General features: G+C 52.9%; 14 protein-coding genes. 4 read left to right on the top strand and 10 right to left on the bottom strand.

The features are described 5' to 3' along the window. Nucleotides 1-237: 237 nt before the first annotated feature. Genes AB5758_RS01650 through AB5758_RS01665 form a run of 4 tightly spaced genes read right to left on the bottom strand, consistent with a single transcriptional unit; the run spans nucleotide 238 to nucleotide 4,009 of the window. The gene (locus tag AB5758_RS01650) at nucleotides 238-2,001 is read right to left on the bottom strand and encodes a B12-binding domain-containing radical SAM protein (RefSeq protein WP_368155331.1); all 1,764 of its coding nucleotides are present in this window, start codon (nucleotides 1,999-2,001) and stop codon (nucleotides 238-240) included. Nucleotides 2,002-2,015: 14 nt separating this feature from the next. Beyond that, on the bottom strand, nucleotides 2,016-2,558 hold the full coding sequence (locus AB5758_RS01655) for a hypothetical protein (protein ID WP_368141423.1): 543 nt from the start codon (nucleotides 2,556-2,558) through the stop codon (nucleotides 2,016-2,018). A gap of 7 nt (nucleotides 2,559-2,565) precedes the next feature. Then, nucleotides 2,566-3,750, bottom strand: coding sequence for an MFS transporter (locus AB5758_RS01660; RefSeq protein ID WP_195503308.1), 1,185 nt, complete (start codon nucleotides 3,748-3,750; stop codon nucleotides 2,566-2,568). Further along, nucleotides 3,728-4,009, bottom strand: coding sequence for a DUF2087 domain-containing protein (locus tag AB5758_RS01665; RefSeq protein ID WP_055251466.1), 282 nt, complete (start codon nucleotides 4,007-4,009; stop codon nucleotides 3,728-3,730). Before AB5758_RS01665 ends, AB5758_RS01660 begins: the two co-directional genes overlap by 23 nt. Nucleotides 4,010-4,503: 494 nt before the next feature. Here AB5758_RS01665 and AB5758_RS01670 point away from each other — a divergent pair, with 494 nt between their 5' ends. Further along, nucleotides 4,504-5,457 carry a hypothetical protein gene (locus AB5758_RS01670; RefSeq protein ID WP_161144876.1) on the top strand — a complete coding sequence of 318 codons (954 nt, stop codon included), beginning with the start codon at nucleotides 4,504-4,506 and terminating at the stop codon, nucleotides 5,455-5,457. A gap of 138 nt (nucleotides 5,458-5,595) precedes the next feature. Then, complete coding sequence (locus tag AB5758_RS01675) at nucleotides 5,596-6,942, top strand: hypothetical protein (protein WP_368141425.1); 1,347 nt, start codon at nucleotides 5,596-5,598, stop codon at nucleotides 6,940-6,942. A gap of 53 nt (nucleotides 6,943-6,995) precedes the next feature. On the opposite strand, the gene AB5758_RS01680 is transcribed toward AB5758_RS01675, so the two are convergent. The 5 genes from AB5758_RS01680 to AB5758_RS01700 form a co-directional block, all read right to left on the bottom strand. After that, complete coding sequence (locus tag AB5758_RS01680) at nucleotides 6,996-7,334, bottom strand: hypothetical protein (protein WP_195245735.1); 339 nt, start codon at nucleotides 7,332-7,334, stop codon at nucleotides 6,996-6,998. A 31-nt stretch (nucleotides 7,335-7,365) separates the two neighbouring features. Continuing rightward, nucleotides 7,366-8,493, bottom strand: a complete 1,128-nt coding sequence (locus tag AB5758_RS01685; RefSeq protein WP_161144873.1) for a hypothetical protein — start codon at nucleotides 8,491-8,493, stop codon at nucleotides 7,366-7,368. 280 nt (nucleotides 8,494-8,773) lie between these two features. Then, on the bottom strand, nucleotides 8,774-10,453 hold the full coding sequence (gene ettA / locus AB5758_RS01690; RefSeq protein WP_055251458.1) for an energy-dependent translational throttle protein EttA: 1,680 nt from the start codon (nucleotides 10,451-10,453) through the stop codon (nucleotides 8,774-8,776). A gap of 183 nt (nucleotides 10,454-10,636) precedes the next feature. Beyond that, the gene (locus AB5758_RS01695; protein ID WP_270226768.1) at nucleotides 10,637-11,341 is read right to left on the bottom strand and encodes an SdpI family protein; all 705 of its coding nucleotides are present in this window, start codon (nucleotides 11,339-11,341) and stop codon (nucleotides 10,637-10,639) included. Beyond that, entirely contained in the window at nucleotides 11,334-11,612 is a 279-nt protein-coding gene (locus AB5758_RS01700; RefSeq protein WP_117794490.1) for an autorepressor SdpR family transcription factor, read from the bottom strand. The genes AB5758_RS01695 and AB5758_RS01700 overlap by 8 nt, the downstream gene beginning before the upstream one ends. A 178-nt stretch (nucleotides 11,613-11,790) precedes the next feature. Here AB5758_RS01700 and AB5758_RS01705 point away from each other — a divergent pair, with 178 nt between their 5' ends. Then, on the top strand, nucleotides 11,791-12,585 hold the full coding sequence (locus AB5758_RS01705) for a tRNA threonylcarbamoyladenosine dehydratase (RefSeq protein WP_117745882.1): 795 nt from the start codon (nucleotides 11,791-11,793) through the stop codon (nucleotides 12,583-12,585). 14 nt (nucleotides 12,586-12,599) lie between these two features. Continuing rightward, nucleotides 12,600-13,382 carry a TatD family hydrolase gene (locus tag AB5758_RS01710; protein ID WP_270226770.1) on the top strand — a complete coding sequence of 261 codons (783 nt, stop codon included), beginning with the start codon at nucleotides 12,600-12,602 and terminating at the stop codon, nucleotides 13,380-13,382. A gap of 81 nt (nucleotides 13,383-13,463) precedes the next feature. Here AB5758_RS01710 and AB5758_RS01715 read toward each other — a convergent pair. After that, nucleotides 13,464-14,973 (bottom strand): FGGY-family carbohydrate kinase (locus tag AB5758_RS01715; RefSeq protein WP_368155332.1); only part of this gene is annotated, 1,510 nt, incomplete at its 5' end.

Raw genomic sequence — 14,973 nt, forward strand, 5'->3', positions numbered from 1 at the left:
TTTACTGAGAGGCCAACCTGTGCTAAAAGCATGTATTTCAAAAATATCTTTAATTAAAAAAGGAGAAATCGATAATCGACTTCTCCTTTAAGCGAGGCGAGTAAATTCCGAAACTAATGGCAGAATTTATCCATGTAGTCCTCAAAGTCGAACACTTCCACCACGACGCCCTCTTCCTGAAACTCTTTCAGTTGCTCCAAGAGATCTTTGTTAATAACGTCCATGCAGAAACCTCCTCTATCTAATCAATTGTAGTATATCTGCTTTCATGCAATTATCAACCAACTTGTTTAATTGCTCCTCGTTTGCCGATAGTCCCTCTTTTTTCAAAATGTCGCGCACCTCGTTCTTAGTAATCGGCTTTTCAAACAACGAAAGCAAAGCGAACGAAAAATCATTAACCGCACACATTCTATGGGTGGCACAACTCAGCAGTACTCTTAACCCCTCTTTTGAGCGTCCGACTTCTTTCACAAACGAACTTTTAACCAATTGAAAACCATTATCGTGCATTACATAATCGGCATCGATATTTGTATTCAGCAATCCATAATGCAACAGTTCTTCTATCGCCCTTGTCAGCTCGAGGTCGCCCTGATCAAGGATAAGAGAAATGCTACAATCGGCCTCCAATAAACGGGCCAACTTAAGGTATACCAACTGGGAAACAGCATAGACATGATGGTATTCAGAATTATAGAAGTAGGCAAATGGCTCAACGAGCACGACAGAGGTCTTGGAATCCAGCCAGATTCGATCAGCTGGATTTAGACTAGTTAGCCGTCGCTTTACTTTGGTCAAATGTCCCTTATACCTGACAGCGTGAATAGAATCTAGGATCCAGGTCACCTCTGAAATATGAAGCCGCTGGGGCAAGTCAATTGTGTCGCTACCGTTTATGACCTCTTGCATATAAAAATCAATATGATGCTCATCAGATAAGGATTTTGCTTCATTTAAAGTTAAACCAGTGCCTGAAACATAATCCACTTCGAGGCGCAAATCCTCATATTGGGACTTCGGCATTACAGAGACACTATACTTATCGGGATGATTCCAAACATCCGACCCCATAACGAGACCAAAATTCGTAAATCCTCTCGTGGAATATGGAACACCACATACCTGTTTTGAATAATTCAAAACATTCTCTGTATAAGCTAAGGTGTTCAGAGCCTCTTCTTTAGTTTCGGTCGGGAAGCCAATCATAAAGAATAGATGAACAGGAATACCCGCATTGAGACAATCATGGATATTGCGATCAATCCAATCAACTCTCGTGTTCTTCTTCATTAGATCAAGAACTCTTTGGTTGTATGACTCGAGGCCAAACTGAATCTGCCTACATCCACTTTGGTATATCTTGTTGAAAACGTCTGTACTTAGGGTTGGAGAGAACCTCGTTTCTCCATGCCAGAAAAACGTTTTTCCCGATGCGTTTATTTCATCCGCGAGTTGCTCCATTCTTTTGCCTTCGAATGTTTCATCCACAAAAGAGAAAACTCTCGTGCCGTATTTTTCATTTAACCGACACATTATTTCAAATACTCTCGATATAGGCATCTTTCGGTAACAACCACCGGTAGCACCGGGAATGGTGCAGAAGGCGCAATGATTAAAACACTGCCTAGAGGAATAAACCGGCAATATTAACTCAGGCATGAAGTATTTAGAAAGGGCGAAGCCATCGAAATCGGGAACTGTATCGTTGATAAATGTTTGCTCAATCCGATGGTTTTTATATATCTTTCCACCTTTAGCATGGCAAAGGTTTGGAACACAGTCGAGATTGTCATCACCGGAGTCAAGAGCCTCAAGAAGACGTGCAAGCGGCTCTTCGCCGTCATACATCATTATCGAATCAATGTATTCAAAAAAGGGATGCCATTCTTTCATGCAGTCATCTGCTAAACGAGTAATGTAATTGCCGCCCAATGAGACGTGTTTAACAGATGGACATTCTTCTTTAATCAGTTTCGCTAACGTAACTGCAGAAATCAATTGGAAACAGCCGCTCACCGAAATCCCAATAAACTCAATTTTTCCCTCTGAATACGCTTAAGAAAGGCAGTTTCATAGAAGGAAATAAACGGATTATGCAAGGTATCCGCAAGCGATTTCATTATTTCTGGTGTCGAATAATAATCATAGGGCAGATCTATGGAGTTGAACGTGTATTTAACTCCATACGAGACGTGATTTATGATATAGAGTGCATTTCTAAAAATGTTTTCAGCATATTGTCTTTCTTTTAGATTAAAGTATCTCTTCGATCTGAAAATATCTTTTGCCTCGTCAACATTAAGTGCTGACTTTTGTATCAACTCGATTGTTAATTGAACATTCGAACTAAACGAATCCTTTGATTCCCGATACCTTTTACAGCACTCTTCGACATGTCTAAAAGATAGGAGGTCATCGTAAAATTCCACGTTTAAGTCAACAATGTCAACTTTATATTGTTCAACCTCTTGAAGATATGACTTCAAAACAGGCAAGGCAAGATACGGCCCCACTGGACTCCATCCTGGGGGAAATACTAAAAGCGTTTTAGGCATATCAACGTCACATCTTTCGCAAATAATTCAATTGAAACGCAGCTACCATCATAATTGAAAATACACCAAGTCCTGTAACGAGAATTGAGAACATCGCGGTGCTCGTGAACAGCGAAACAAGGAGTGTTGAAATAACAACAGCAACCGATTGCAAAGACTCCCTAATTGAAAACAGGCTTATCGATTCAGATTCGTCTCTCGCCAAATCCTGCAGCGATGTTATGAGAAGCACATCTTGAATGGCGTTTCCGGCACCGACGATAAAAAGGAAAATAAACGATATCCCAGACGCATAACGATAGCCAAACGCCAGATACGCACCGAGCGCAAGATACGTCACAAAACAATATGATTTAACGCAATCGGAACCACTAATTAAACGACCATATATTGTATTTCCGAACAACAGTCCGATTGTAAGACTACTCTGAAGGAATCCATATTGTATCGATGACGAGTCAAATTGCAATTGCGCTATAGCTGGCAAAAGAGAATTCAGAGAGCCGAATGCCACGCCACTAGAAATATCGATTAATAGGAAACCAATTGCCAAGTGCTTCGCGCTAAGATCACTAAATGCAGTCCTGTTTTTTTCATTTTTGCTTATCCCCTCTTTATCATTAACCTCGATAACCGACGGAACATCTCGCAGCAACCAGAACGACGCGGCAAAAGAAAGCGCGTCTAATGCAAGAACAGCCTCCGCCCCAAATTGAGCGACAACAAAACCGCCGGCAACTGGCCCCAGAACCATCATCAAATTCTGCAGAAACCCAAACGAATTATTAATTACGTCGCGATTGATACTATTCGTATTGGCTCTTAACAACGAGTAAAAGCAGGGCATTTCAACCGTTCGGCAAAGCGATACCGCGCACGTAATAGCAAACATACTCCATTTACTATCAACAAAAATATAGCAAACGAATAATCCCGCGCGAATTAAGTCTGCCAATCTCATGGCCTGCAGTGTCCCGATACCCATCTTCTGAGGCAGCTGCGCGAGCGAAACTGAAAACAGAGAGGGGGCAAATCTGCAGCAGACCATCAAAGCAGTTGCAGAAACATCGTGAGTTACCTCGTAAATCAGCATTGGCAAAGCAATATTCGCACACCAATTGCCTATTTCGCTTATCCCTCTAGCAATATATAGGACCCGAACCGGATGGCTAGCTCTCAATACCGTGAACATCACGATTAACCTCGTATTTCAGGCCTCGTTCATCCCTTAATAGGAATCCATAATCAACCAAGTACCGCCTCAACACGGCATAATCAGGATAGAGCTGTGACAGCACACGATTAACCTGAAGCTCCGTATAACTTGTATTTAATTCAAAGAAAGAGACAGCCCATAGCAGCATGATTCTTTTATAGCTTTCCTTTTTTGGAATTGAAACCAGCTCGCCATTCTTGAGAAATCGTTTTTTAAAGTCTATTAGCTCATCCATTCACATCCTCCATTTCATACGCATCTAATACTAAAAATGCATACGCTTTAGGTCATCGCATTCGGCTTCTTTATTCGAACTAAACTCGAACTAATCTAAATGATTTGCTCAAACACTCTTCGAAAGCTCGTTTTTCACTCTGAGTAAAATGCCCTTCCCAGTCAGTCCACGAACAGGAAGGCAACTCACAGCGAGCGGAGTCGAAGCCCTCTGCCGTCGGTCGTTCAAAATGCACGACAACCTTTTCGATATCCTCATCTGCAATCAGGTCAGAATGAACGACCTCGGTACCGTCTTCGAATGTCATATACGGGTACATCACGTAAACCACCTCGCAATCGTAAATCCAGTTTAGCATCAAGCTATTGCACCAAAGACAGCAAGCCCCCCTTGATGAGTTGATGGTATCTGTTAAATGTCACGTACGATTCACATCTGGTGGGTACCCTGATGGCTACACGAAACGAAGCAGATTTACACCGGGAGGACCCCGTATGACAACCAAGTACACCGACGCGCCGCGCACGCGCGTCATGACGCCGGCATCGCTCAACAACGGCGTGCACGAGAACCATTCCATCGGACAGACCATGGCCATCGCGCCCAAAAAGGGCCTGTTTGACGACATTTCCATTCCCCAAATCATCGCCGGCGCCGCAGCTGCCGCCACGAGCGTCGCGCTTGCCTCCAAGATCGGTATCGCCGGATCGGTGATCGGTGCCGCCGTGAGCTCGGTCATCACCGTTGTGTCCTCGCAGGTCTACCGCCACTTTATCTCTGCCAGCGCCGAAGCCCTCAAAGGTACGCACGCCACCGTCGACTACCCCGCCGGCGCCTATGAACCCGTTGAATTAAATGCCGAGGAGCACTTAGGCGGCGCCGCGACTACCCAGGAGATGCGCCAGATTGCAGGGCGCGCGACCACGGCGCGCGTCGCCCCCGACAGCCTGCGCGCCAAGGCGGCGGCAGAGCGCAGCCAGACGCAAAAGAAGGTCATCATCTTCTCGATCGCCATCGCCATCGTCGCGGTTATCGCCTGCACCGCTGCCATCCTTATCACCACCGCCGGTGAGGGTCTGGGCGAGCGTCCCGAGCCGATTCTGTCGTCACGCACGACCGAGCACGACGCGGACAGCACTGGTCAATCGCAAAGCCAGCAGGACGACTCGCAGGGCACCTCCGCATCCACCGACTCGTCCTCGAACACCCCCGATCAGTCGCAGGGCGCCGATTCTTCTGTGAACAACAACGGTACGCAATCCGGCACAACCGACTCAAGCCAAACGACTGACGGCTCTCAACCGAGCACGGGCGACCAGACGAGCGACACCACGTCGGGAACGGGCTCAGCAGACAGCAGCAACACCAGCAACTCGAACAGCTCGAGTGGAACCGCGTCCGGCACGGCATCTGACAGCTCGAGCCAAGGCACGGCATCGGGCAACTAAGCACGTTTGCCCCTCATAGATAATCGACCTGTATAACGGGCGCGAACCGGCAACGGTCGCGCCCGTTTGCCTTGGGCGCCGAGGTAGCAAGCCCCGCGCGATGGTAAGATGCTTTGGTGTGTAAAGAGGAGATTTGCCATGAGCAAGACAATAGTTAAGCCCACGCTATCGCTGGGCAACCACATCTATCTGTATCGTCTGCTGCGTGATGCGATTGGGTGCGGCAAGCAAACGTTTATGACGCAGGTCGAGGAGGCGCTCGCTGCTGGTGACATGGCCGCTTATGACCTGGGCTTCGAGTCCACGCGCGAGCTGCTCGAGGAGCTCGACGACTGCATAAGGCTGACCGTCTTTAAGGGCGGTCGCCTGTATGCCACGCTCATCGCCAACGAGGCCTGGGATGCCGCCCTTGCCAAGGGCGAGGACAAGCCCAAGGCTGCCAAGGGTGCCAAGCGGTCCTACAAAAAGAAAAAGCGCGGCGAGAAGGACCTCAAGGCCGTGCGCCCCAAGCACGTTAAGCGCGCCGAGCCCGAGCCCGTGGCCGAAGTCGCTCCGGAGCCCGAGCCCGAGGCAGAGATCGAAGTCGCTATTGAGGTAACGGCAGAAGCCGACACCGAAATCACCGCCACGACCGATCCCGAAGTCATATCCGAGCAGGAAGCCACTGCGGAGGTCAACGAAGCTCCCAAGTCGACAACCGAAGAAGCCGCTGACCAGCCCGAAACGCCTGCGTTCCAAAACAGCGATGTCTTTGGCGACGAGACCGAGGACGATCAGCCCGACGAGCCCGACGATCAAGGCGCTACCGAGTCGGCGCCGGAGCCCGAGACGCCGCAGCCCGCCATCTCGCTCACGGTCGTCTATGACCCCGAGAACGCAAACGCCGGCATCACCACCATGGCATCCACGCCCATCGAGGCAAAGTCGAGCGTCGAGAACGAGAACGCGACGCAGGTTGAGGTTGAAACCGCAGTTGCAGACGCGCCCGTCACCGTGAAGCCCGCAGATTCCACAACCAAGCCGAAGACGACGCCGGAGCCCGCAGATTCCACGATCAAGCCGGAAGCGACGCCGGAGCCCGCACCCGTCATCGAATCCGTGCCCGCCGCTGTTTGCGACCAAATTCCCGCACCGGCACCGTCTCCGGCCCCCGCTGCAGCACCGGCCCCCGCACCCGCAGCACCGACCATCCCCAAGGACTTCCCCATCGATTTCGCAACCGAGGTCTTCTGCCCCGGCCCGCTTCTGCACGAGCTATCGACCTATCTCCCCTACGGCGCCGACACGCTCGGTATCGTCGGCGAGTACTACTGGATCGCCCGCGAGCGCGGTACCATCGAGGCCGCGCGAAACCGCGCAAGCTTCCCCCTGCACTACACGCAGGCCGGCGAGCGCCACGAAGTCACCGTGCGCATCCGCCGCAACACCACCGGCGGCCTCGGAGCCACCTGGGTCATCGACAAGGTCGAAGCCCCGGTCGAGTAAAAAAGGCCTCGGATAGCCAATTGACCATCCGAGGCCTTTTGAATTCAGGCCTTTTAGTTGTCATCGGTGCATATAGACACCAGAGAAGCAAGCTCATCCTCAAGTTGCGGAGCAAAGTATCTAAAAGAAACCTGCGCTCCAGTCGGTATCGACTCAATCATATTCGCAGCATTATCTGAGACTCGGTACGGTGCAGTTTCACCTGTCTTTAAATCCTCTATTGAGCAGACAGCGTCTTCAGCATCAACCGACCTAAGCACGCCTTTTCCTTGTAACATCACATCGGCATGCCCGCCAGCTATTTCTAATGAACCTGAGTCTGTCGCAGTCACTTCTCCGGAACCTCCGCGCGATATCTCTTCCTTTGTTGAACAGCCCACCAATGAAGCCATCAGCACCAAAGACAGGGCTAGACGAATCGCCCTACTTCGAAAAAGTCGTTCCATAAGTCCACGCATAATAGCTCTGATCATACTTCAGGAAGGATAAAGATGAATTCCAGCCGTCCGCTATGCCAATCATCTGCCTTGTCTCTCCAGTTTTCTTACCAGTAAGTGTGGCGTAAGCCTCCGCTGTTACAGAATGGGCTGATCCGTTGTACAAACTCGCATGTAAAACATTCGGTCTATTAGAGTTAATCTCATTTTGAATGCTCGCGATAGCCGGAGAGGAGACAGTGCGGGCGATAAGAGTACTTCCTCTGCTTGCGCAGTAATTTGTAAACCCCGTTGCACAGGTTGATATCGGCGTTCCACCCAAAACAACGCCGGGAACAGTCTGTTCTTCATCGGAAAGAGCATGGGTATTGGTGTAACTCCATATCTGCATATATTGCGAAGGGTCGCTATATAAATTGGCAATGCCATACAGTTCCGCAACGTTCGAAAAAGCTGTCACCATACAAGCATAGTGGGCGGTAAGCCTCTTAATCTCGCTTTCATCATATGACATAAACTGAGAAATGGAACGAAATCCAGATACTGTGTAATCCTGCATTTGAGTTGCGTAAATTACAACATCGTTCCAGCTTGAAGGTTTATTCGATAAAACGACAGGCCGTCCTTCTATGGAAACAGCCGGGATTGTTCTTCCGCAATTTGTTGTTATTGAACCGTCCAAAGATTGCACGCCGAATTCGAATGGATTGATCATTACGACTGGGTTATTGAAAGAATAAGACTCGACACCAAGATCTCCTCCCCGATCCATAGGGCTGACTAAGCCGTCTCCAAAACGATATCCCGTAAGTATTTCATCATCTGAAGCATCTAAAACCAAATAGCCCGCGGCTCTATTGGATGTCACAACCGGAACAATGTAACCAAGCGGGGACCCATCAACATCTACAAAAGGAATAGGGTCAGAAGGCGTATACGAATAGCCGAGGAGTCCCTTTATATATTTATCGGCAAGCTCTTGCGCAATTTCAGAAGTAAATTGTATCTGCTCACCATCAATATTGCCCGTCGAAGCAAAAACCTCTTTCGGACGTGCGGCTAAGGCGACAATTGAAGACGCGACAAGTTGCAGAAAACGACGACGCGAAAGCATATGTTCTTCTTTCTAGAGAAGCGACTTATAAGGTACTCCTATTCTATAATCTTTTTTGTAACGTTACAGCACTGGTTATATTTCAATTCGATTTGCTTATGTCCTTGCAACCCAATGCGTCTTTACGTTTTAAACGGAATTAGAAAATCGCTCATAGCAAAAACGGGCTTTAATCCCAAAGAGATAACTTTGATTATGAATCAAACCAGCAGCCAGGGCATAGCTGCAGTGCAATTGCTACAAGAAAGGCCGCCCTTGGTGGCGGCCTTTCTACTTGCTACTAGTCGCGCGTCAGCTTACGGTGAATACGATGCGGCTGGGCCGCGTCCTCGCCCAGGCGCTCGATGCGGTTGGCCTGATAGGCCTCGAAATTACCCTCGAACCAATACCAGTTGCCCGGATTCTCGTCGGTGCCCTCCCACGCCAGAATGTGCGTGGCGACGCGGTCCAGGAACATACGGTCGTGGCTAATGACCACCGAGCAGCCCGGGAACTCGAGCAGCGCCGCCTCGAGCGAGGACAGCGTCTCGACGTCGAGGTCGTTCGTGGGCTCGTCGAGGAGCAGCAGGTTGCCGCCCTGCTTGAGCGTGAGTGCCAGGTTCAGACGGTTGCGCTCGCCACCGGAGAGTACGCCAGCGCGCTTCTGCTGGTCCTGGCCCTTAAAGCCAAAGCTCGCCACATAGGCGCGGCTCGGGACCTCGGTCTCGCCGACCATCATGTGGTCCAGGCCGTCCGAGACGACCTCCCACAGGTTCTTGTCGGGGTCGATGCCGGAGCGGTTCTGATCAACGTAGCTAATCTTGACGGTCTCGCCCACCTCGAGCTCGCCCGAAGTCAGCGGCTCCAGACCCACAATCGTCTTGAACAGCGTGGTCTTACCGACACCGTTGGGGCCGATCACGCCCACGATGCCGTTGCGCGGCAGGGTGAACGAAAGGTCATCGATGAGCACGCGACCGTCGAACTCCTTGTGCAGGTGATGGGCCTCGAGCACCTTGTTGCCCAGACGCGGGCCCACAGGGATGCGGATATCGGTCCAGTCGAGCTTCTGGCTTGCGCGGGCCTCGGCCTCCATCTCCTCGTAGCGAGCCAGACGAGCCTTGTTCTTGGCCTGGCGAGCCTTGGGTGAACTGCGTACCCACTCGAGCTCGGCCTCCATGCGCTTGGCGAGCTTGGCGTCACGGTTGCCCTGCGCCTCGATACGCGCGGCCTTGGTCTCCAGATACGTGGAGTAGTTGCCCTTGTAGGGATAAAGGTGACCGCGGTCGACCTCGCAGATCCACTCGGCAACGTTATCCAGGAAGTAGCGATCGTGTGTGACGGCAAGCACCGCGCCCTGATAGTTATGCAGGAAGTGCTCGAGCCACAGGATCGACTCGGCGTCCAGGTGGTTCGTGGGCTCGTCGAGCAGCAGCAGGTCGGGAGCCTCGAGCAGCAGCTTGCACAGGGCAACACGACGGCGCTCGCCGCCGGAAAGCACGTTGACCGGCATGTCGGAATCGGGCAGCTGCAGGGCGTCCATGGCCTGGCCGAGCTTGGAATCGATATCCCAGCCGTCGGCGGCATCGATCTCGTCCTGGAGCTTGCCCATCTCGGCCATGAGGGCGTCCATGTCGCAGTCCGGGTCGCACATCTCCTCGCCGATCTTGTTGAAGCGATCGACCTTGGCGATCATGTCGCCAAACGCCATGCGCACGTTCTCGATGACGGTCTTGTCATCGTCGAGCGGCGGCTCCTGCTGCAGGATGCCCACGGTGTAGCCGGGGGTGAGCCTGGCATCGCCGTTGGAGACCTCCTCGATACCGGCCATGATCTTGAGCAGGGTCGACTTGCCCATACCGTTGGGGCCCACGACGCCGATCTTGGCACCGGGGTAGAAGCTCAGGGTCACGTCGTCAAGGATTACCTTGTCGCCATGGGCCTTGCGAGCCTGATACATCTGGTAGATAAACTCCGCCATATGTCTGTTCTATCCTTTCTACCTGCTGTTTCCCTATTCTTGATTCGCTTTAGTGGAAACGAAATGAGGAAACCAGCTCTGAAACTTAACGAAAAAGGGGCATGGTTGCCCACGCCCCTAATACTACCTGGGAAAAGTCCCCCGGAACATACTATGAACTGCGTACGCTAGTTTTCCGCAACCTTAACGAGCGGCTCGCTGCGATTTGCGCCACAACAGATACGAGTAGACGTAGACGGCTCCAACCGAACCAAACGCCAGAACCGCAATCACCGCGGCGACGACTTCACTCGAAAGCACGCTGCCTGCCACGCCCATCACAATCAGGCCAATACCCAGCACCATAAAGCAGGCGCCGCCAAAACGCTGCGTACGGCGCCAGTTCTCGGGATCGGCAAGCGCCCAAGGTGTCTTGATACCGAGCGTATAGTTCTGCTTCACACGCGGCAAGTAGTTGCCTACGCCGATGAACAGCAAACCGATAGCACCGGAAATCAGCACGTTGACCGAACCGACCGCCGGCACCACGCCCCAGACCGTAAGCTCTCCCAGCCAGCTTACGGCACACATGAACAAGGTAAAGGCGATTACGAAGCCCTGATAGAACTTGCCCGAGGTTCGATATGCCTCACCTTTGGGATCGATGTGCGGCACCACGCGGAACATTGCAAGAAGTGCCAGAGGCAGCACGCCGAGCGCGGAGGCCATCCAGCTAGGGCCCCAACCGTCGACGGCGCCGTTCGCTCCCCAGTGCGTGGGAATCTGCGCAGGCAAGCTCGGCATCACTATGAGGTGCACTACGACATTGGCGACGCACAGAGCGATCAGCGCAATCCACACACGCCGCGATACCCCCGTGGCGTGAATGCCCTTGTTTTCGTTATTCATCCTTATCACCTTCCGTGTTTGTAAAGCCCATAAACCAACCGATCAAGTCCTGCATGACGGTGGTGTTTAAGCTGTATACGATGTTTTGGCCATGGCGCTCGTCGGTCACCAACCCGGCGTTTTTGAGCGTCGCCAAGTGATGGCTCAATGACGGCTTGCTGATGTCAAAATGCTCGGCAAGCTCCCCGGCCGTGCAATTGCCCTCGCGCAGCAGTTCCAAAATGTGACGCCGTGTAGGATCGGCCAGCGCCTTAAAACCCTCTCCCGGCATAAGACCTCCTCTCATCATCTCTCATGACGCGCACACTATACTCGATATTTAGATGTTTGTCTAATTATCTAATCGCAATGCTTCAAACCACATCAAAGTAAACGCCATCGCAACCTATGGCGATTACCTATAATGACGATAGCTAAAACACGATTCGCTTCCCCATCGGAGGATGTCTATGACCGAAACCGCTGCCGCTCTCGTCGAGACACGCGACACCAAGCTCGAGATCATCATGGGCCGCGAGGCACTCGATAAGCTCGCCGATGCTACGGTGCTGATGCTCGGCTGCGGAGGTGTGGGGTCCAATTGCTGCGAGGCGCTCGCCCGCGGCGGCATTGGTCATTTCGTCATTCTGGACAAGGACATCGTCGCGCCCAGCAATATCAATCGCCAGGCTATCGCCTTTCACAGCACCATCGGCAAGCGCAAGGTCGATGTTATGGAAGCCATGATCCACGACATTAATCCCGCCGCCACCGTTATCAAACGCACCGAATACCTGCTGAGCGACAACATCGACGAGTTCTTCGCGAGCGTTTTGGAGCAGACGGACGGCAAGCTCGACTACGTCGTCGACGCCATCGACACCATCTCGGCCAAGCTCACCATTGCCAAATATGCTCAGGACCACGACATTCGTTTGGTTAGCTCCATGGGCGGGGCCAACAAGCTCCATCCCGAGTGCCTCCGCTTTGCCGACATCTTCGATACGGTACGTGACCCCATGAGCCGCATTATGCGCAAAGAATGCAAGAAGCGCGGCATCAAGAGCCTGCACGTACTGTTTAGCTGCGAGGAATCGGTTAAGACACAGCCCCGCGACCCTTCCAACATCCACGAGCGCACCGAGCTGGGAACCGCCAGCTTTATGCCGCCCATCATGGGCCAGATGATCGCCGGCGAGGTTATCCGTCAGATCAGCGGGCGCGGCACCGAGCGCGTACGCGCCGACGGCCAACGCCTGGACTAGCAGGATGTCCTGCGATGGAACCGCAATTCTTTGACACGCATTGTCATCTTGATTTGATGCTCGGCCCCGATGCTGCAGCCAGTGAGTCGGCGGCGTTGGGTCTGGGGCTCTTTGACTGCGGGGTCGACCCACGCGACTTTTCGGCCGCAAACGAGCGCGCCCGTCGCCTACCAGGCATCATCGCTGGCGTTGGGCTCCACCCCTGGTGGCTCGCCGACGGCCGCTGCGGTCCTGCCGAAGTCGATCTGCTTTGCGAAGTTGCTGCCCAAGAGTGCTACATCGGCGAGGTGGGACTCGACTTTTCCGCACGCTTTGCCGGAAGTGAGCCGCTACAAATACAGGCATTTGACCGGCTCTGCGATACGCTCGTGCAGCATCCTCTTACCGGGCGCGTGATATCAATTCACGCCGTTCGTTCGGCAGGAGCCGTACTGGACGTCCTCGAATCGCATGGACTACTCATCCCAAACCCCGACTCCCCCGCTATCATCTTCCACTGGTTTAGCGGCACTTCGAACGAACTCGCCCGCGCGCGAAACGCAAACTGCTATTTTTCCGTGAACGAGCGTATGCTCGCCACCAAGCGCGGTCGCGAATATGCCCGGCAGATTCCACTCGACCGTCTACTGCTCGAGACCGATGCGCCAGCCGAACCAAACACAGAAACAAGCGCGCAGTCGCTCATCAGATCGCTCGCAAGGACCTCGATGCGCATCGTCTCACTCAAAAACTGTGACGCAAAGCGCATCGAGTCGGCAGTTTTAGCAAATGCGCACTCTGTTTTTGACCTTCGCTAACCCCTGTGGGCAAAAATGCCAAGGGGCATGCAAATCGCACAACGCAGTCCCTATTTTGGAAGACAGTACAATTCGGCAGCATTACACCAATTCGTGCATGAGATCACGGTTGCGTGCATACAATTCGTCAAAGATATGACGGCGCGACGCATATAACTCGTGGGCAGTCATATCAGGCACGATTGTTTGCGCAACGCCAAGGACTTGGGCGAGCTCATCCCATGATGCATAGGCGCCACCTGCGAGAGCTGCCATGATGGCATCACCGAAGCATGCGCCCACCGTAACCTTGGCAACCGAGACCTCGCGCCCACATACGTCGGCGATAGCCTGCATCCAAACTGGATTCTTGGTTCCACCTCCGACAAGCATAATGCGCCCAATTGGCAGTCCATGTTCTCGCTCGATAATGTCGACATGGGATGCAACGGTATACGCGACGCCTTCCAAGGCGGCACGAACCATATGGGCTCGCGTATGCCTTCCGGTCAGGCCAAAGAAGACGCCACGCGCCTCGGGATCGTTGAGCGGAGTGCGCTCCCCCGCAAAGTACGGCAGACACAGGAGCCCATCGGCACCCGGCGCCACACCGGCGGCATCATGCGCCATAACCGAATATGCATCGGGGCCACCGTGGCCCTCGGCCTCCACGGCGTCGCGATACAGCTCTTGGCGCAGCCACGATGTGAGCGCACCCGCCGTATTGGTCCCCGCGCAGATCCCGTAAGTTCCGGGAATGATAAACGTCCCTGGCCACAGGCGGGCATCATCGACCATATGATCAGCTAGATAGATGAAATACGCCGTACTCCCCAACTGAACCATCATATCGCCGGGACGAAATACACCCGTCGAAATGGCCTCGGCACCAGAGTCGCCCGTTCCCACTAAGACAGGTGTCCCTGCCGCGAGCCCCGTCGCCTCAGCCGCACGCTGAGTAATCACCCCGGCAATATCGGTAGCCGACATTACCTCCGCCATCTGGTCAGGCCGGCAGAAACGAGCACATTCCCGAGCATCAACCTTCCAAGTGAAGCGGTCGTATAGGGGAAGAAAATCCTCCGCCAAATAACGGTCCACCGTAAAACGCCCCGTCAACTTCGCGCACAGAAACGATGACGCCGTCAGGAACTTCGCGGCACGTTCGTGCACCTCGGGCATATTCTCCTTAAACCACAAGATCTTGGGAGCAATATCTGACGAACAGGGATCATGCCCGAAAAGCTCGCGTGCGCGATCTGACCCATATTCGGAAAGAAGCTCGTCGATCTGCGGCTTCGAACGTGCATCGACTCCGTACAAAATCGCGGGCGCTAGCGCGTTGCACTCGGTGTCGACCGGTACGCAGTCGCAACCCAATGCGGAAAGGCCCACGCATCCGATCTGTGCCGCGTTAACCCCCGATCGCACCACCAGCTCGCGCGACAAGCGGCAAAAATCGCCCCACCAAACTGCCTCCGCATCATGCTGGTACCATCCATCACGCGGGTTCTCCGTCTCGTGTCCACAAGAGGCCTGGCAAATGATGTTGCATCGATCATCGATTAAAACGCCTTTAGAGGCGCTTGTCCCAATATCAATACCCAGATAG

It is taken from the genome of Collinsella aerofaciens, assembly GCF_040926405.1.
Classification (GTDB): Bacteria; Actinomycetota; Coriobacteriia; order Coriobacteriales; family Coriobacteriaceae; genus Collinsella.

Coding starts and splice junctions, on each gene's coding strand:
- AB5758_RS01655 (WP_368141423.1), bottom strand. CDS start 2,558: ATGCCTAAAACGCTTTTAGTATTTCCCCCAGGATGGAGTCCAGTGGGG.
- AB5758_RS01660 (WP_195503308.1), bottom strand. CDS start 3,750: ATGTTCACGGTATTGAGAGCTAGCCATCCGGTTCGGGTCCTATATATT.
- AB5758_RS01665 (WP_055251466.1), bottom strand. CDS start 4,009: ATGGATGAGCTAATAGACTTTAAAAAACGATTTCTCAAGAATGGCGAG.
- AB5758_RS01670 (WP_161144876.1), top strand. CDS start 4,504: ATGACAACCAAGTACACCGACGCGCCGCGCACGCGCGTCATGACGCCG.
- AB5758_RS01675 (WP_368141425.1), top strand. CDS start 5,596: ATGAGCAAGACAATAGTTAAGCCCACGCTATCGCTGGGCAACCACATC.
- AB5758_RS01680 (WP_195245735.1), bottom strand. CDS start 7,334: ATGGCTTCATTGGTGGGCTGTTCAACAAAGGAAGAGATATCGCGCGGA.
- AB5758_RS01685 (WP_161144873.1), bottom strand. CDS start 8,493: ATGCTTTCGCGTCGTCGTTTTCTGCAACTTGTCGCGTCTTCAATTGTC.
- ettA (WP_055251458.1), bottom strand. CDS start 10,453: ATGGCGGAGTTTATCTACCAGATGTATCAGGCTCGCAAGGCCCATGGC.
- AB5758_RS01695 (WP_270226768.1), bottom strand. CDS start 11,341: ATGAATAACGAAAACAAGGGCATTCACGCCACGGGGGTATCGCGGCGT.
- AB5758_RS01700 (WP_117794490.1), bottom strand. CDS start 11,612: ATGCCGGGAGAGGGTTTTAAGGCGCTGGCCGATCCTACACGGCGTCAC.
- AB5758_RS01705 (WP_117745882.1), top strand. CDS start 11,791: ATGACCGAAACCGCTGCCGCTCTCGTCGAGACACGCGACACCAAGCTC.
- AB5758_RS01710 (WP_270226770.1), top strand. CDS start 12,600: ATGGAACCGCAATTCTTTGACACGCATTGTCATCTTGATTTGATGCTC.